We start from the raw sequence: 17,265 nt of genomic DNA, 5'->3' as shown, positions 1-17,265 counted from the left end.
AGCGTGGCGGGTGGGGGTTCTCTCCTCTTGGGGGCTCTCGCTCGCGGAGACACCCTCTCCCCGCCCCTCTCCCGCAAGCGGGAGAGGGAGCACAGCGGCGCTTACGGCGTTCTCTATGAATAGCTGCCCTGCTAACGGCCAATAGCACGCATGGGCGGCGGCCTGTATTGATGCTCCCGGCATGAGGACAGGCCACCCGCGCGCCGGGCGGCCCAAAAACAACAGGGAGAGATTATGCGCACCTTCGCGATCGCGGCATCCGTCGCGGCATTGGCCTTGACCTTTGCCGGCCCCGCCAGCGCCGACCCGATCATCATCAAGTTCAGCCATGTCGTCGCGACCGACACCCCGAAGGGCAAGGCGTCCGAGAAATTCAAGGAGCTCGCCGAGAAGTACACCGGCGGCAAGGTCAAGATCGAGGTCTATCCGAACTCGTCGCTCTACAAGGACAAGGAAGAGCTCGAGGCGCTTCAGCTCGGCAGCGTGCAGATGCTGGCGCCGTCCAACTCCAAGTTCGGCCCGCTCGGCATCCGTGAGTTCGAGGTGTTCGATCTCCCGTACATCCTTCCCGACCTGAAGACGCTGCGGAAGGTGACGGAAGGCCCGCTCGGCGCAAGACTGCTCAAGCTGCTGGACTCCAAGGGCATCACCGGCCTTGCCTATTGGGACAACGGCTTCAAGCAGATGAGCGCCAACAAGAAGCTGGTGACGCCGGCCGATTATCAGGGCGTCAAGTTCCGCATCCAGTCCTCGCGCGTGCTGCAGGCGCAGTTCAAGGCGCTCGGCTCGCTACCGCAGGTGATGGCGTTCTCGGAAGTCTACCAGGCACTGCAGACCGGCGTGGTCGACGGCCAGGAGAACACCTGGTCGAACATCTATACCCAGAAGATGCACGAGGTGCAGAAGTACATCACCGAGACCAATCACGGCTACATCGGCTACGTCGTGATCGTGAACAAGAAGTTCTGGGACGATCTGCCGGCCGACATCCGCGACCAGCTGTCGAAGGCGATGAAGGAAGCGACCGACTTCAACAACGCGCAGTCGCAGAAGGAGAACGATGACGCGTTCGCCGAGATCAAGAAGAGCGGCAAGAGCGAGATCATCAAGCTGACGCCGGAGCAGGACGAGGCGATGCGCAAGGCGATGGAGCCGGTCTACAAGGATGCGGCGAGCCGCGTCGGCCAGCCGCTGATCGATGAGTTCCTGAAGGAATCGAAGAGCACGACGAACTAGCACGACGAACCGAGCGCACGTCGAGCGAATCCAAACGAAATATGAAGGTGGGCCTCCGTGCGGGCTGCACGGAGGCCCTTTTTTGTTGCGAATGATGTCCGGCGGTGGCTGAACGGACGTTCAAGTGAATTATACCTCTGAAAGAACGCCCTCCCTGTCCAAGTTGTAAGTTGCACCTTGGCCTCGCGACCCTCATCTTCGGGACATCCTTCCAGAGGAGGTACGTCATGAGGAAGTTCACCATCGCCGCCATCGCCGTGCTCAGCATCGCCGGGTCGGGCGCGGTCTATGCCCAATTTCATCGCCCGTGGATGGAGCACTTCCGCCACATCCGCATGAACCCCGAAGACCGCGCCGCCTTCGTCGACGCGCGGATCGCCGCCGTCCATGCCGGGCTGAAGCTCAACGCCGACCAGGAGAAGCTGTGGCCGCCAGTCGAGGCCGCCGTGCGCGACTTCGCCAAGCTGCGCATCGACCGCGCCAATGCGCGGATGAATGCCGGCCCCGGCGATGCTTCGAAGGATGCCGACAAGCCGGAGGATCCGGTCGCCCGCCTGCGCCAGCGCGCCGAGGACATGGGCGCCACCTCCGCGGCCCTGAAGAAGATCGCCGATGCCGCCGATCCGCTCTACAAGACCCTGGATGACGGCCAGAAGCGGCGCCTCGCCCTGCTGACCCGCCACCGCGGCCCGTTCGGCGGCGGCGAGGACGGCCCGCCCCACCGCTTCATGGAACGCGGCATGGACCGCATGATGGAGCGTGGCATGGACCACTTCCGCGGCGGCGACCGCGACGGCGGCCCGGATCGGGAAGGGCGCCTGTGAGCGCACCGGGATTCCCCGGGTATTAACCTCTGAGAAGCCGCTGGAATCCGGCGGCTTTTCGCATTTCCGGGGCTGTGGAAGAACCTTGGAAAACATGCGCCACATCGCTTGCCAGACCCGGATCGCTTTGCTAAACGACCGGCCTCGCAAGGCATTGACCGCCTTTCGGGCGCATAGCTCAGTTGGTAGAGCAGCTGACTCTTAATCAGCGGGTCCCAGGTTCGAGCCCTGGTGCGCCCACCATTGGAAAACCCTTATTTTCTAAGCCCTTCGCGGAGAAGTCGCCGAGAACAAAATGGGTCTCGTGCGACGTTTCTTGTGGTCGAACGTCGCACGGCGTGCGACGAGTCTTCGATGTTCTTCTCAACCACTATAGCTAACTAGAAATAGAACCGCGCTGCAACGCTCGGCAGCCGATCGCCAGAACGGCGGGCGGTATCGACTACGCTGAGCCATCCAGACTGTACGAACGAAGATTCGGCACTTCTGCGATCAGCCCTTCATCCCTTCTTTGCGCACCTGCAACTCGAGCCGGTCGATGCCAGCATCGGCGCGCTTGGCATTCCGGGCACGGTAATGCTTCACAATAGTCTGCGCGCTTCGGTACGAGTGCCCGGTGATGTCGCAGATCGTCAGCAGGTCGCAGCCGGCACGATCGAGTAACATAACGCAGGTATCGCGCAGGTCCTGATCATGCTTTTGATCGAGCTCGCCGGCACCATTGATGAACATGAGCGATGGGCATGGCTTCAGAAACCAGGCCGTATCGTCACCCTTGCAGTCGCGCGTTGCCTGCGCATCCAACCATTCCGCCAGCACTCGCGCGCGCTGATCGACCGCGCGTGCGCGCTGCGCCTTGTTCCCTTCATCAAGCGGGAAAGGTGCGAATAGTCCTTCGACGATTCTGCTCAGTTCGGTGGTCAATCGCTCCGAGCGAACGATCGCTTGGCGTACGGTATCACGTGAAAGGAAGCCGAATACGGCAACGGCACGTGCCGTCGACGCCCAATGTCGATAGGTACTCTCGTCATATGGCTCGCCATTATCCTCGTTGACGACGAGTTCGGCCGGAACCGCATCAAGTTGAAGCCGAAGCTTGAGCGCCTTCACCCGCGCCCGCGCCGCATTTAGCCGTGTAGTAAGCTGAGGAGCCTCCTTAATATCGACGAGTTCGCCAGTCTTGCTCTGCCGGAAGGCATGTCGTCCTTCGACGTCGCTTTCGTTGCGCATGATCAGGCGATCTGTCTGACGTTGCCCGGTGAATAGTGCGAGATAGAAGCTGTCGCCGATCGAAGAACGTTCGATTGCATCGGCAGCGGCAACCCACGCAGAGAACTCCGGCATCGTGACGAGTACGATCCGGCCCTCCGGATGATCAAACTCCATGCCCTCCCGAGGGTTGGATCCGAGACGCCAAAGGATGCTTTCCTGTCCCCACGTGAACGCGGACGAAAGCGTGGCGATCATCGCCAGCGCCATGTGGTGCCCCCGCGCCGATTTTGCGTAGTTATAAAACGCACGTAGCTCCGGCTTGCCAATTGACGATGGCGTGGCGGTGGCAATCGGTTCGAGTTCGCGCGCGGGCTCGGCTAATCCGAGCAGCTTAGCGGCGCGTATCTTGGCGCGCATTTTCGCAGCGGCCTCGCGCGTCTGCGGCCGGTACAGGATGGCAGAGATCGATTTGCGATAGGATGATTGCGAGGCCGCCGACAGCGCTTTGAACTCGGCCGATTTGCTCCAGTCGTCCAGAAGGTCCTCGATCGTGGTACGCTTCCGAACGGTAACCTTTTTCGGAAGCTTGCCAGCGCGCCGCGCCGCTTCGATCTCTGCCCTTCGCTTGTCAGAAAAATCGGAGGCCTCCTGAAGATTGAACCACGCGCCGACCGGGCGGCCCTTTTCGTCGTGCGGCAGATGGCGCAGGTCGGAATCGACAAAGCCGAGCGCCCTGGCGTAAGCGCCATGCGACGAGCGCGGCCGGCCGTCACGCCACTTGACATAGGGAAATTTCGGATCGGCCATAGAAAGCCTCGGTGCCGAAGTGGGGGAAGACACGCATTGGAATCAGCACCATATTGAATGTCAAGCGCCATGATCTCCGTAGGCCATTCTCAGCCGCTCGCGATGTTCTTGGTCGCTTGCCGCCGGCGGTGGCAGGAATGCGTCATTGGCGATCGTCTTGGGGCGCATGGGGTGATGGCGTGTCAACCACGCATCGAACCCAGTACGTTCCCATTTGAGGGGCCCACGTTCGCTGATCGGTGCTGGCAAGCCGTCGCGCTCGTGCCGAATTTGGCGTGTGCGATAGAATACGTCCAGTGAGACGCCTATCGCGAATGCAACCTCTGTCGAGGAGTAGGGTGCAAGCATCTCCCTTGAACTATTTGGCATCGCGCAACGCCGCATCGCTTCTTGCTCCTTTCACCGATGTCGTTGGTATGGGAGCAGACGAAATCAAAGGTGAATAGGGCATGTGCCCCTCATAGAAGATTCGGCTAGCCTGGAGCGCAAATGGGATGAAAGAGGCATCTTTGCCCGCTTTCTGCAAGCCTGCAACCAGACCCCAATCAGGGGCTATCGATTAGCTAGTGCGTTTCGTTCGCGCTGTTTCTGGTGAGAAGCTGGTATGGGTGAGGCTCGACGTTCAGACCCATAAACTTAACGTCCCTGGATCAAGTCCTGTCTCCCGCAACGGAACAATCCGAGACAGGCGCGATAAAATGCCTCAAGGCAGCGGAACGACAACAGCAGTCAAGTCGTGAAAGAGCATAGCCCAGCGTACAACAGCGAGATGTGGGCTGTCAGCGCTTGTCGCCGTACTTGATGGGCCGGGAAGGGAGCAAACGGGGCCCTTGCTCAGCTTTCCCATGATGGATTTTGCCGCCGAGGGATTCCAATTAATGATGGCGCGATCATTAGAGATTTCGATGCGTCGAAACGCCATTCTCTAGCCGAACGTTTCTTTTTTCTGCGACATGTTGACAGCGTTTGCTTGCCGCCCTTTTAGAGGGCGTCGTTTCCTGCCGATGCGTGCAAGCTCAATGGGTATTCTCAAATGAGGAAAGTGCTCGCGGCCAAGCTGCATGGTATCCATGTTACGGAAGCCAATCTTCACTATCACGGTTCAATCACACTCGATCCGGATCATTGTCATGAAGCTGGCATTCTGCCGATGGAATTCGTGGAGATTTGGAACAAGAATTCCGGGGCACGTATATCGACCTATGTGATTCTTGGGCCACGCGGCTCGCGTTGTTGCATCCTGAACGGGGCCGCCGCACGCACCTGCCAAGAAGGCGACCAGATCATCGTCTGTAGTTCAACTTACCTGGACGAGACGCGGATGGTTCAGCTCAGGCCGAAGATTCTCACTTTTGATCGCAGCAACCAGATTACCGATCGCCTGACATACGTGGTCACTCCAGAGCCTTCGGGGCGTTACCGCTTCGAGATCGTGGGCGACTCAGGCGATATCAAAGCCATACCGCTTCGCGCCGCAGAATCGAATTGAGGTCGTCAGCAGATCGGAGATCTAAAGTGAGCCACGTTTCCGGCCAGCCTGTTGAGTGCGTGACGATTCCAATGCTGCAGCGGTGGAGGCGGGAGGGGCGGCGTCTCGTCATGACCACCGCCTATGATGCGGTAACAGCACGCATTGCCGATTCCGTCGTCGATATCACTCTAGTCGGCGACAGTGTCGGCAACGTTTGCCTTGGATTCGACAACACGCTGCCGGTCAGCATGGCGATGATGAACCATCACCTAGAAGCGGTTGCCCGCACTAGGCCACGTACTTTGCTGGTCGCCGATATGCCGTTTCTCAGTTTTCACCTCGGTATCGAGGAAACGATACGCAATGCCGGCGGATTCCTGCAGCGTGGCGCAGCTGCGGTCAAACTCGAGGGCGGCGCCAAACGCATCGAAATAGTGCGCGCCCTGGTCGATTGCGAAATTCCTGTGATGGGCCATCTGGGTCTTACCCCCCAAAGCGTCAATGTTATGGGTGGTTTCAAAGTGCAGGGACGGAGCGCCGATGACGCTCTACGCCTGCTCGATGACGCTTACCGACTGCAGGAAGCGGGATGCTTCGCTTTGGTTCTGGAGGGTATTCCTGCCGAGCTCGCCGCGCGGGCGACCGAGACCCTCGAAATACCGACCATCGGGATCGGCGCAGGTTCTGGCTGCTCGGGCCAGGTGCTCGTATTCCATGATGTGCTGGGGCTAACTCGGGTGCATCGTCCCAAATTCGTTCGTGCCTATACCGACGGGTTTCAATTGTTGCAGGACGCGCTCTCACACTGGGCAGCAGATGTGCGTAGCGGAGCATTCCCGAGATCGCAGGAATCTTACCGTCTTCCCGAGGCCCTTGCCGAACCAATCGCAAATTGGGCGCCGCCCAGCGTGAAGGCCTGAAGCAACGATGCAAACGATCACAAAAGTCGCTGAGCTTCGCCGCGCCATCAACGAGGCGCGCTCAGGTGGAAAGCGCTTCGGTTTCGTGCCAACAATGGGTTATCTGCACGATGGCCATCTGACGCTTGTCCGAGCAAGCCAGATGCAATGCGATATCACAGTCGTAAGCATTTTCGTCAATCCCCCCCAGTTCGGCCCAAATGAAGACCTCAGCGTCTACCCGCGCGACTTCCCGCGAGATGAGAAGCTGTGCCACGATGCCGTGCCGCGATCCTCTTCGCACCGGAAGCGCAGGAGGTCTATCCGCCGGGATTCCACACTTTTGTCGAACTTGGCGAGCTCGCGAAACCTCTGTGCGGCTCCTTCAGGCCGGGTCATTTTCGTGGTGTAGCGACTGTGGTGTCCAAGCTGTTCAACATGGTGCAGCCTGACGTGGCCGTTTTTGGACAGAAGGATTTTCAGCAATGTGCGGTCGTGCGTCGCATGGTGATTGATCTCAATTTTCCGATTGAGATCGTCACGGTCCCTACGATTCGCGAAAGCGACGGACTGGCGATGAGTAGTCGCAACCGCTATCTCAGCGAGGAAGAACGTCGGCGCGCCCTTGCCATCAGTCGTGGTCTCTTCGCCGCGGTGGCTGAGTTTCAGGCGGGAGCGCGCAATGCGAAAGAGCTGCTTGCGATCGCCAAGCGGCATTTGGAGGACGTTGACCGGCTGCAATATCTTGAGCTTGTCGACGCCGATACGCTCGAGCCAGCTGAAAGTCTGCTACATCGGCCTGCCGCCTTGTGCGCCGCAGCCTACATCGGCTCGACGCGTCTGATCGATAACGTGTTGCTCGCAGTATCTGCGCGGTAGCGGCGACGGGCTGGCTATGACCTCGGAGCCGTGCGAGCAGTGGTGAAGCGGTAATGGCTGGGAGCCGTCTCTTAATCAGCGGGTCCCAGGTCCGAGCCCTGGTGCGCCCACCGCAAGAATAGCGACCTAAGGGCTCGAAGAGTCTAGGTAACGCCTTGGTATCCGTCTGAGACTCGGACCGGAAAGCCTCTCCCTCTGTAGAGCGCTGATCTATCCGGATTGTTAGTCAAGATATCGAACTGCAACAGGATCGACAACGCAACAATCGAAATCGCCGAAGGGGCGCTGAATATCAAGTATCGTGCCGAATGAGCTCGGCAAAAGCACGTTGGCGAAGGCAATTGTTAGCCAGATAACCCACTTCGAACGCTTTCCCTCAGGCGCTCATTTTGATGGCACGACAGCGCTCCCTCGGGCGATCGAACTCGTCCTGCCACCACCGCATCATCGTGCCCTCTCAGAATTCGGCGGCTGGAAATATCGACCGCATCTGCTGAGAGAGGCACACACATCGGACCAGTAGATAGAGCCAACTGATCGGTTGCGCCTCAATGCGGCTGTGCTAGTACGCCCACTCTCGATTTGAGGAGCGAAAAGTGGCGAAGACGGTAAAGAAGACGGCGACGAAGAAGAAACCTGTGCGACGCGAAAACACAAAGGCTGACGTGAAGGAACTGCGCGCTCATTCGAAAGCGAAGACCCCGGTTGCAGAAATTGCGAAGCTCATAAAACGCTCCGAAGGCTCGCTCCGCCAAAAGGCGCTCAAGCTTGGAATCCGGCTCGGTCACCAGCGCTAGAAGGCGGCATCATGACGCTCTTCAATAAAGTGTTCTCGACCAGAACGTTGTTGCAAATCATCTGCGTTCTCGTCGCTGTCGTCGCAATGAAGTTTCTGAGCGCTCATTATGACTCCAGCTGGGCAGCCGCAGTTGGCGGATGACTAAAAGAACCTCCTCGAAGGTTGAGCAGGAAAGAAGCCCACCCAGTTGCGAGCAATTGCGCGGCGTTCAACGTACGAAGTAATGGCGCCTTCAGAGCCGCAGGGTGAAGGAGACTAGTCAAAGATCTAGCGCGGGCGATGTCCCGATATGTGGGGCAGGACTCGAACCGGCAACCAGACCGTTATGAGCGGCAGACTACCGATCAGCTTCGTTGATTTTGCTCCGGTTTCAGCTCCCTTCGATCGTGTTTGTTACGCTTCGGTGAGGTCGTTTCTGGTGCGAAACTGGTGCGGTTGCCGGTTCGGACGGTGGGCGATCACCGCCGGGCATTGCTATTCGATTCGAGCGAGCGTCGGCGGTTCGATTCCGGTCGCACTTATCTCGAACCAGCTCCTGGAATTGTCTTGGCTCTTATGCCGAGAGCTGTCCCTGGCCGACAATCGCATAATGCCATAACTAATTGAATTTGAAATAATTTCTGTCGCCAATTGCTGCCGATACCAACAGAAATACCAACAAGATGACGCTCGGTATTAGCTCGCAAAAATAAAACAGCAGGCTCCTCGGCAGCTGGCAGAGCCGATACCGTTCCGGTCTCCACAATCGCCCCGTTGCGGCTCAAGCAAAGCCAGAGCCGCTGTAGGCTGTGATCCCGGCTCGGTCGTACATAGTTGGCCTCAACCAACAGCACGCGATCCGGAACCGCGCCTGCGGATTGCTGCAGGATGTCGTGTTAAGCCGGAATGACCGCTATCAGCGGCAGACATAACTGCCGTTGACCAGCACGCGGACACACGCCGTGCCGACTGCGGCCGCGCCGACGGCGGCGCCTCCCACGACCGCGCGTCTGGTGGTGCGGCGTGCAACGCCGGCGACTGACACGGGTGTCAAGGGGCGCCCGACCCGTGCTTCTGCCCGGCGTAGCGAGAGCGAAAGGCCTTCGTCGGCCGACCAGCCAATTGAACCAGACACTCCGACGGCGACCACGGCAACCGCGAGTGATATTTTTGTGAGCATGTCGCACTTCATGATAGTCTCCGTCCTGTGAGAGTGAATTTAGATCGCTCCATGGACCGGTGCTCGGACCATTGATCAAGGTCAAAGAACCGAAAAAAATCGTGCAGCTGGTAAGCGTGGGCTAAACGCGAAGACGCTTTCAGCCGAATTCGGGCACGCGCGTCAGTCCGCTCGGCTCTTTTACTTCTGCACGCAGAGGGGCCTCAGCGTCTCGTCGGTGCTGCGTGCCTTCGCGTATTCCATCAGAGCCGTCCGGGCTGTTTCGCAACGCTCCGCGCTCGAAAATTCTTGCGTCGATATCACGGCGCCATTGGCAACGCCGAGCCAGCTGACGACAATCAAAACATAGGTCATGCTTTTCTTCCGCATAGCCGGCATGTGAGAGCGCCGACAGCAACGAGCTCCTACTCTCTACCGGGCTCAGCTATGGCAGCTTCCGCCTTCGCGATCACCGCTTCAGCACGCTCTATCGCGGCACGGAATTCCTCGCTCTTCCAAGTATCAACCGAATGGCCGTCGTCGAACGACTCGTCTGTGGCGTCTTGCGCGCGTGAGACCAACTCACGAAGCGCCGCAATGGCCTCGGAGAGCAACACGGCATCCGCTCCGTTTGGGAAGACTGCACCTCTTTATCCCCATCACATCGCAATTATGGACCGTCAAGTAGTATCACTACAAAGGACGACTATTGCAATTGCCCGCGGTCTCATGTTCGCCGCTTGGCTAGAGTCTGGCTTTGCTCAGGCTGTGGCAGGCCCTGCGGAGCTCCAGTTCCACGGCAGCAGTTCATCGAGACGATTGACTGGTTGTCCCTTGACCATCCGCTGCAGCACGTCACGCAGATAGGCATAGGGTTCGACGTCGTTGAGCTTGCAGGTCTCGATGAGAGAGCAGGTGACTGCCCAACGATGTCCGCCGCCATCACTGCCGGCGAAGAGGTGGTTCTTGCGGCCGAGCGCTACCGGCCTAATCGCGCGCTCCACCGGGTTGGTGTCGAGTTCAATACGGCCATCCTGCAGGAAGCGTGTCAGGCCGTCCCACCGCGAGAGCGCGTAACGGATCGCCTCGGCAAGCGTGCTGCTGCCGGGCACGCGAGCGAGCTGCACCTCGAACCAGGTATGGAGGGCCTGCGCGACCGGCTTGGAGAAGGAGCGCCGCTCAGCGAGCCGATGTGCGGACGACTGCCCACGGACGCGAGCTTCAATGGCATAGAGTTCGCCGATCCGGCGCAACGCTTCCGTCGCTATGGGCGAACCGGTGGCCTCGGCAACCTCGTAGAACTTGCGTCTTGTATGGGCCCAACATGCCGCGAGCATGACGTCGCCGTTGCTGGTCAGCTGCTCGACGCCCGCATAGCCGTCGACATGCAGGACACCTTTGAAGCCCACCAGGTGAGATACCGGACGTTCGGCCTTTCGGTCGGGTGCGAACAAATAGACCGCCGCTGGCGGTTCAGGTCCGCTCCAGGGCCGCTGCTCGCGGGCGTAGACCCACAGGCGTCCGGTCTTGGTGCGTCCTCTTCCCGGATCGAGGATCGGGATCGGCGTGTCGTCGGCGAACAGATGGTTGGAGGCAAACACGTTCTTGCACAATCGCTCGTGCAGAACTTCCAACCACCAGCATGCGCCGCCGACCCATCCGGCCAGCGTCGAGCGGCCGAGATCGACGCCGTGCCGGGCGAAGATTTGCGACTGCCGATAGAGCGGCATGTGATCGCAATACTTGCTGACCAGCACGTGGGCGAGCAGGGTTGGAGTCGCCAATCCACCGGCGATCGGCCGCTCCGGCGCAGGTACCTGGGCAACCTTACCGCAGGCTCGGCAGCCGTATTTAGGGCGCGTGATGCGTACCACGCGAAGCTGCGCCGGTACCCAGTCCAGCATCTCGCTGACGCTCTCGCCGATCGCATGCAGCGCGCCACCGCAGCAGCTGTAAGCCTCACCATCGACGTCAAGCAGAATGTCCTCGCGCGGCAGGTGATCGGGAAGCGCCTTGCGCCGCGATGGTGCCTCGGGCGGCTCCGTTACAATGGCCGGCCGGCTTTCCTGAGTGCTGCCGATATCGCTGTCGATATCTTCCAGGGTGAGCGCGAGCTGGTCGGGATCAAGGCGTTCGGAGCGACGTCCGAACTGCGCGCGCTGAAGCTGCTTGATGATTGCCTGAAGACGCTCGATCTCGCTGTCTCGATGCTCAATTGTCGTGGCGATGTCGCGCACCAAGCTTTGCAGAAGTGTCGTGTCCGACGGCAGATTGTTGAGATCGAGCTGCATGTCCGATTCTACTCGAACATGCCGATTCGAAGAAGCAACTTCGCTTTATTCTATGCGGGTTTCTGCGAGTCAGCCCGCGATCGCGGGGCGCCATCGACGCTCGGGTGTGCGCCAATCGATGCCTTCGATCAGCATCGCAAGTTGCGCTGGAGACAGCGTCACGGTGCCACCTGGTTCGCTCATTCTGGGCCAGATGAAGCCACCTTGATCGATGCGCTTGGTGAACAAGCAGAGCAGAACAGGATCTTCAGTCTGCTCGCATTCCTGCCGCGGAAGGCAAACAGATGGCCGGAGAACGGATCCTTCTTGAGGTGTTCCTGAACCAGCGTAGCCAGCCCATCCAGGCCCTTGCGCATGTCGGTATATCCCAAGGCCAGATGCACCTTCACCCCGGTCGGCACGATCATCATCGCGCCGTCTCCTGCTCGATGACGTGTCGACGGACTGCATCTGGATCGCTGCCCATCGGTGCAAAGACACGTCGCCCATCGTCCAATTGGACAACCGCCATGCCGTCGGGCGGCTGCAACAGATCGTTCAGGACGAGCGTTCCCGATTGCGCTCCGGTAACTTTCACAGCCACCAACTTCGCCCGTGCTCGTTTGCCAAACCCAAACGGTACCCGCCATCGGAACAGCATGCTGCTGACGATGCCGTGGCGCCGGCAAACCTCGGCGGAACTGGCGCCGGGGTGCTCGGACTCGTGCACGATCGCCGCTTTTCCTCGTCACTGAAGCAACGTCGATTGGCACGTCCATCGCTCGGCGGATCCGCTGTCGGTGCATCTGTCAAGCGCGTTCCCGCGACGGACTCTTTAGCAGCGCTGCTAGCACTAGTGCTTACCAGGGGGCGGGCACTCGGATGAAGATGGGTCCGCCAGTCGATTTCCGCTTCATTGGCGTCGATCAGATCGCGCCACCGCCTCAGGCTGTGCTGCGAGATGCCATGTGCCCTAGCATACGCTTGCATGTTCATTCCGCACCATCTCATCGCTTCGACGTGCATCGCCCAGAACGCTTGCACGGCTCTGCAGCGCTGGTCCGTCGACACCGGACTCCGCTTTTTGCGGAGCCGCTCCCGACGTTCCTCTCGACGCAATTCCGCACGTGTTTTCAGAGCTTCGGCGTCAATCAGATGTCGCAGCCAGCGATCGAATGTGCCGCCGGAGAGACGATGCTGACGACAATATTTGCGTTTGCTGAGACCGCTCCGTCGCCACGCTTCAACGTGCACCGACCAAAAAGAACGGCGCGCTTCGTTCTTGAAATATTCCGTACCCACCGGAGATCCTCCAATGCAGCAAGGAACCCGATATGGAACGACAACGCACTTTCGGAAAGTCGTGCAGGATTCGGACGCTTACGTTGACTTTGCCCGCCCGTAAGCGTCCGGCCGGTGCACGTGAGGTCAGGTCTTGACATGATCGACTGGTTTCCAGCTCCAGGGCAGCAGTTCGTCGAGGCGGTTGACGGGGTGTCCGTCGACCATTCGCTGCAGCACGTCACGCAGGTAGGCGTAGGGTTCGACGTCATTGAGCTTGCACGTCGTGATCAGGGAACAGGCGATTGCCCAACGATGCCCGCCGCCATCGCTACCGGCGAACAGATGGTTTTTCCTGCCAAGAGCAACGGGCCGGATCGCGCGTTCAACCGGGTTGGTGTCGAGCTCAATGCGGCCATCATGAAGGAAGCGCGTCAGTCCATGCCAGCGCGAGAGCATATAGCGGGTTGCTTCAGCAAGGGTGCTGCGGCCGGAGACGAGCGGAAGCTGCAACTCGAGCCATGCATGCAGAGCCTCAACAATCGGCTTCGAGAACGATCTGCGCTCAGCAAGCCGGTGAGCGGACGATTGTCCGCGAACACGCGCTTCGATCGCGTAGAGTTCGCCGATCCGACGCAAAGCTTCTGTTGCCACAGGCGAATCGGTGGCCTCGGCAACCTCATAAAATTTGCGCCGCGAGTGGCTCCAGCAGGCAGCGAGAACAACGCCGTCTCTGTCGCCGAGCTGCTCAAAGCCGGCGTAGCCGTCGACGTGCAGGATGCCTTTGAAGTTCGCCAGATGTGTGGCTGGGCGCACGGCCTTGCGATCCGGCTCGAACAGATAGACTGCAGCCGGAGGCTCAGGTCCAGCCCACGGCCGCTGCTCACGGGCGTAGACCCAGAGCCGTCCAGTTTTGGTACGACCTCGACCGGGATCGAGCACCGGGACCGGCGTGTCATCTGCAAACAGATGGTCGGAGGCGAACACGTTTTTGCACAGCCGTTCGTGCAATGCTTCGAGCCACCAGCAGGCGCCGCCGACCCAGCTCGCGAGTGTCGAGCGGGAGAGATCGACGTCGTGGCGAGCAAAGATCTGCGACTGCCGATAGAGCGGAGTGTGATCGCAATATTTACTGATCAGTACGTGCGCGAGCAGCGCCGGTGTTGCCAGGCCACCGGCTATCACTCGTTCCGGCGCGGCCACCTGCATCACCTTGTTGCAGGATCGGCAAGCGTATTTAGGACGGGTGGTTCGGATGACACGGAGCTGAGCTGGCACCCAGTCCAACATCTCACTGACGCTCTCGCCGACCAGGTGAAGAGCGCTTCCACAGCAGCTGCAAACGTCGCCTTGGACGTCGAGCAGAACGTCTTCACGCGGCAGGTGGTCTGGCAAAGCTCTGCGTCGCGGCTGCGTTGCCGCGGCCTCCGAGGAGCCGGTTGGGTGCTCTTCCTCGATGCGCGCAATGTCGCCGTCGACATCTTCCAATCCCAGCGCCAGCTGGTCGGGATCGATGCGCTCGGAGCGGCGTCCGAACTGCATTCGTTGCAGCTGTTTGATGATCGATTTGAGGCGCTCGATCTCACTGTCGCGGTGGTCGATGGTGGTGGCGATGTCGCGCACCAGACACCGCAAAAGCTCTGGATCGGCAGGCAGATTGTTGAGATCGAACCGCATGTCAAATGGTACTCGAACACGCTGATTCGAAGAAGAATCACAACTCAGTTCAGCACTTGTTTTTGCGGATCAGCCTGCAATTGCAGGCTTCCAAACACGCTCTGGCGCGCGCCAATCGATGCCTTCGATCAGCATCGCGAGCTGCGCCGGTGTGAGTGTGATCGAACCGTCGTAGCCTGCCATCACCGGCCACACGAAGCCGCCCTGGTCGATGCGTTTGGTGAACAGGCAGAGCCCGTTGCCGTCCCAGAACAGGACCTTCAGCACCGATGCCTTTTTGCCTCGGAAGGCAAAGAGATGACCGGAGAACGGGTCCTTCTTCAGCACGTCCTGAACCAGCATCGCGAGCCCGTCCATGCCTTTCCGCATGTCGGTGTAACCGAGCGCCAGGTGCACTTTCACGCCTGCTGGAACCAACATCATGGCGCCATTTCTCCGCTTTCGATCTGTGCTCGCACGGCATCCGGATCGATTCCGGCCGGAGCGAAGATGCGACTTCCATCGGCGAGACCAACGACCATCATGCCCTCCGGCGGACGCACGAGATCGCGCAGAACATGCGCTGCTGGAGAGTCGTCGGTGATCACCACTCGGGCGAGCTTCGAGCGCGTCTTTTGCGCGATGCCAAATTGCGAACGCCAGCGGAACAGCAGCCCGGTGACGATCCCGTGCTTGCGCGCAACGGCAGAGACCTTGGCGCCCGGCTGCTCGGTTTCCTTCGCGATCGCGAGCTTCTCCTCATCGCTGAAGAAGCGCCGAACGGGTGCTCGAGGCGCCGTCGGATCGCCGATTTCCGCGGCTGTCAAGCGACGTTCGGGGGCCGAGTTCCTAGCACTAGTGCTAACGGCCGGGCGAGCGGAGGGGTGAAGATGCGCGCGCCAGTCGATTGCGAGTTCGCCGGCGTCCAGTCGGTCACGCCATTTGCGCAACGAATGCGGCGACAGCTGCATTGCGGCGGCGTAGGCGCGCAGGCCCATTCCGCTCCAATTCATCGCCTCCACATGCATTGCCCAGAACGCCTGAGAGGCCCGATTGCGGACGTCCGCGGTGACCATGAACCTGCGCTGCTTCTGCTTTCGCAGCGCCTTTTCGCGTTCGTCCCGGCAGCGCTCGCGACGCAATTCCGTCTGATATTTCTCGAGCTTAAGCGCAGTCGCGTCGCCGGCGAGCCGCTTCAGCCAGCGCCGAAACGTGTTCTCGGTGAGGCGTTGCTGAAGGCAATAATTACGGATTCCGAGATCGCTTCGGCGCCATGCCTCGATGTGCAGCGACCACCATTCACGTCGCGCTTTGTTCTGGAAGTGTTTCGGTCCCACCGGAGAATCTCCACAGCAGCAGAGAACCCGAAATGGAACGACATCGCACGAGGAGGAAGATGTGCAGAAACCGGACGCTTACGCCCGCCCGATTAGGAAGGCGAGATAAAAGGGGCTCGCCGGTCGAACCGCAAGCCATTGGCATGGCTTGGGTTCGGGCGTGCCGGTCGGTCGGGGCGCGTGCCGCGCCTTGGATTTTAAACAATGAGATCAAGGATGCTTTCGGCACTGTACGCGCCTTCACCCGTTTGGAGGTCCGGCTGTGACCGCGGGCGACAACGATCTGCGTATTCGGCCCGGGCGCATCCGCAACACCCGCGCGCCGAAGCCCAAGAGCTTCATCAACCAGGTGCTGCGCGCCGCGAAAAAAGCCGGGCACACCTCGAGTCTCTCTGCGGTTGGTAGGCGCTCTGCGGTCTACGGGCGCTCGACCTTTGGCCGCGGCAGACTCGGTTTCAGGCGCGCCAGATTGTTCAGCCCGACACGGCGCGTTGTGATGAAGGCGCGCGTGGTTCGGCACAAAGGGCGAGCCTTCTGTTCAGCCCCCCTGACCGCCCACCTTTCATATCTGAAGCGCGACGGCGTGACTCGAAGCGGTGAGAGAGCCGAGATGTTCGATGAGGGCTGCGACCGCGCCGATAGCGCGGCCTTTGTAGAGCGGTGCAAGGACGACCGGCATCATTTCAGGTTCATCGTCTCACCAGAGGATGCCGGCGACATGACCGACCTCAAAGCTTTCAGCCGAGATCTCGCCAGGCAGATGGAGGCTGATCTTGGCACGCGGCTCGACTGGGTGGCCGTCGATCACTGGAACACGGACAACCCTCACGTCCAACTTCTCGTTCGGGGCGTCGATAAGGATGGGGCCGATCTCGTGATCTCCCGGGATTACATCAGCCGGGGCCTGCGCTCACAGCAGCGTGCCAAGGCTGCGCGATCAAGAGCCAATGCACGCCGTCAAAGGAACGCCGCATCACGCGCTGGGAGCATGAGCATGTGGTCGAGGAGGTCCAGAGACGGCTCGATTCCAATCCCGATGCCATGCGGACGCGGCGCGAGACGGTCCAGCATCCCTTCGGCACGATCAAAGCCCGTATGGGTGCGACACACTTCCTGATGAAGCGCCTAGGGAATGTCGCCGCTGAGATGGCGCTGCATGTTCTCGCCTATAACCTCACAAGGGCGATGAACATCGTCGGCAAACCGGGCCTGATTGCAGCCATCCGCGCCACTTAACAGCGGGGAAAGTGCGTCCAAAGGCGACGCCGCGCGTCTATAACCACCTTGGCCGGCTACTTAGACGTTCCAACGCGAAAACACTGGCGGCCTGGAACGATCGTCGACCACGGCCGCCTCTGAGCTACCCGTTTCCACACAACCAAGACCCAAAACGGAAATTAGCTCTTAGAACGCGGCGATTTTTTATCAGGTCGGCCGAAATTGCATAGCCAAGGCT

14 protein-coding genes, 1 tRNA gene and 6 pseudogenes are annotated in these 17,265 nt (G+C 60.0%); 9 read left to right on the top strand and 12 right to left on the bottom strand.

Annotated features, from left to right (window positions below; all coding sequences use genetic code 11):
* The first annotated feature begins 234 nt into the window (after positions 1-234).
* The 3 genes from ABID59_RS10795 (at position 235) to ABID59_RS10785 (ending at position 2,303) form a co-directional block, all read left to right on the top strand.
* Positions 235-1,236 (top strand): TRAP transporter substrate-binding protein, encoded by a 1,002-nt coding sequence (locus tag ABID59_RS10795; protein WP_354035340.1) that lies wholly within the window; start codon positions 235-237, stop codon positions 1,234-1,236.
* Positions 1,237-1,463: 227 nt separating this feature from the next.
* Positions 1,464-2,060, top strand: coding sequence for a Spy/CpxP family protein refolding chaperone (locus ABID59_RS10790; protein WP_354083377.1), 597 nt, complete (start codon positions 1,464-1,466; stop codon positions 2,058-2,060).
* A gap of 167 nt (positions 2,061-2,227) precedes the next feature.
* Positions 2,228-2,303, top strand: a tRNA-Lys gene (locus tag ABID59_RS10785).
* Positions 2,304-2,552: 249 nt separating this feature from the next.
* Here ABID59_RS10785 and ABID59_RS10780 read toward each other — a convergent pair.
* The gene (locus ABID59_RS10780; protein WP_354083376.1) at positions 2,553-4,079 is read right to left on the bottom strand and encodes a site-specific integrase; all 1,527 of its coding nucleotides are present in this window, start codon (positions 4,077-4,079) and stop codon (positions 2,553-2,555) included.
* A 1,033-nt stretch (positions 4,080-5,112) separates the two neighbouring features.
* Here ABID59_RS10780 and panD point away from each other — a divergent pair.
* The 4 genes and pseudogenes from panD to ABID59_RS10760 all read left to right on the top strand — a co-directional run bounded on the left by panD (position 5,113) and on the right by ABID59_RS10760 (position 8,125).
* The gene (panD, locus tag ABID59_RS10775; RefSeq protein WP_354083375.1) at positions 5,113-5,568 is read left to right on the top strand and encodes an aspartate 1-decarboxylase; all 456 of its coding nucleotides are present in this window, start codon (positions 5,113-5,115) and stop codon (positions 5,566-5,568) included.
* A gap of 71 nt (positions 5,569-5,639) precedes the next feature.
* Positions 5,640-6,470, top strand: a complete 831-nt coding sequence (gene panB / locus ABID59_RS10770; protein ID WP_354083608.1) for a 3-methyl-2-oxobutanoate hydroxymethyltransferase — start codon at positions 5,640-5,642, stop codon at positions 6,468-6,470.
* Positions 6,471-6,477: 7 nt separating this feature from the next.
* Positions 6,478-7,328, top strand: a pseudogene (panC, locus tag ABID59_RS10765) (pantoate--beta-alanine ligase).
* A gap of 596 nt (positions 7,329-7,924) precedes the next feature.
* Complete coding sequence (locus ABID59_RS10760) at positions 7,925-8,125, top strand: hypothetical protein (RefSeq protein ID WP_354083374.1); 201 nt, start codon at positions 7,925-7,927, stop codon at positions 8,123-8,125.
* Between the two features lie 897 nt (positions 8,126-9,022).
* Here the strand turns inward: ABID59_RS10760 and ABID59_RS10755 are convergent.
* From ABID59_RS10755 to tnpA (ABID59_RS37420), 11 genes and pseudogenes are all read right to left on the bottom strand, one after another.
* Complete coding sequence (locus ABID59_RS10755) at positions 9,023-9,298, bottom strand: hypothetical protein (RefSeq protein WP_354083373.1); 276 nt, start codon at positions 9,296-9,298, stop codon at positions 9,023-9,025.
* 168 nt (positions 9,299-9,466) lie between these two features.
* Positions 9,467-9,640: a hypothetical protein gene (locus tag ABID59_RS10750; RefSeq protein ID WP_354083372.1), complete on the bottom strand. Its 174-nt coding sequence runs from the start codon at positions 9,638-9,640 to the stop codon at positions 9,467-9,469.
* A 50-nt stretch (positions 9,641-9,690) separates the two neighbouring features.
* Complete coding sequence (locus ABID59_RS10745; RefSeq protein ID WP_354083371.1) at positions 9,691-9,882, bottom strand: hypothetical protein; 192 nt, start codon at positions 9,880-9,882, stop codon at positions 9,691-9,693.
* Between the two features lie 144 nt (positions 9,883-10,026).
* A complete protein-coding gene (gene tnpC, locus ABID59_RS10740) occupies positions 10,027-11,556 on the bottom strand; it encodes an IS66 family transposase (protein ID WP_354083370.1) in 1,530 nt (509 codons plus the stop codon).
* A gap of 69 nt (positions 11,557-11,625) precedes the next feature.
* Positions 11,626-11,912 (bottom strand): annotated as a pseudogene (tnpB, locus tag ABID59_RS10735) (IS66 family insertion sequence element accessory protein TnpB).
* Positions 11,913-11,962: 50 nt separating this feature from the next.
* Positions 11,963-12,265 (bottom strand): transposase, encoded by a 303-nt coding sequence (locus ABID59_RS10730; protein ID WP_354083369.1) that lies wholly within the window; start codon positions 12,263-12,265, stop codon positions 11,963-11,965.
* A 209-nt stretch (positions 12,266-12,474) separates the two neighbouring features.
* Positions 12,475-12,789 (bottom strand): annotated as a pseudogene (gene tnpA, locus ABID59_RS37425) (IS66 family insertion sequence element accessory protein TnpA); the annotation flags it as partial.
* 174 nt (positions 12,790-12,963) lie between these two features.
* On the bottom strand, positions 12,964-14,493 hold the full coding sequence (gene tnpC, locus ABID59_RS10725) for an IS66 family transposase (protein ID WP_354083368.1): 1,530 nt from the start codon (positions 14,491-14,493) through the stop codon (positions 12,964-12,966).
* A 69-nt stretch (positions 14,494-14,562) separates the two neighbouring features.
* Positions 14,563-14,916 carry an IS66 family insertion sequence element accessory protein TnpB gene (gene tnpB / locus ABID59_RS10720; RefSeq protein WP_354083367.1) on the bottom strand — a complete coding sequence of 118 codons (354 nt, stop codon included), beginning with the start codon at positions 14,914-14,916 and terminating at the stop codon, positions 14,563-14,565.
* Entirely contained in the window at positions 14,913-15,548 is a 636-nt protein-coding gene (tnpA, locus tag ABID59_RS10715) for an IS66-like element accessory protein TnpA (RefSeq protein WP_354083366.1), read from the bottom strand. Before tnpA (ABID59_RS10715) ends, tnpB (ABID59_RS10720) begins: the two co-directional genes overlap by 4 nt.
* 105 nt (positions 15,549-15,653) lie before the next feature.
* Positions 15,654-15,809, bottom strand: a pseudogene (tnpA, locus tag ABID59_RS37420) (IS66 family insertion sequence element accessory protein TnpA); the annotation flags it as partial.
* Between the two features lie 262 nt (positions 15,810-16,071).
* Here tnpA (ABID59_RS37420) and ABID59_RS10710 point away from each other — a divergent pair.
* Together ABID59_RS10710 and ABID59_RS10705 are read left to right on the top strand one after the other, a co-directional pair.
* A pseudogene (locus tag ABID59_RS10710) lies at positions 16,072-16,726 on the top strand (type VI secretion protein); the annotation flags it as partial.
* Between the two features lies 1 nt (position 16,727).
* Positions 16,728-17,045 (top strand): annotated as a pseudogene (locus tag ABID59_RS10705) (transposase); the annotation flags it as partial.
* Between the last annotated feature and the right edge of the window lie 220 nt (positions 17,046-17,265).

The organism is Bradyrhizobium sp. S3.3.6 (assembly GCF_040546905.1).
GTDB classification, from domain to species: Bacteria; Pseudomonadota; Alphaproteobacteria; order Rhizobiales; family Xanthobacteraceae; genus Bradyrhizobium; species Bradyrhizobium cytisi.
This window is presented reverse-complemented; position numbering and strand designations above follow the sequence as displayed.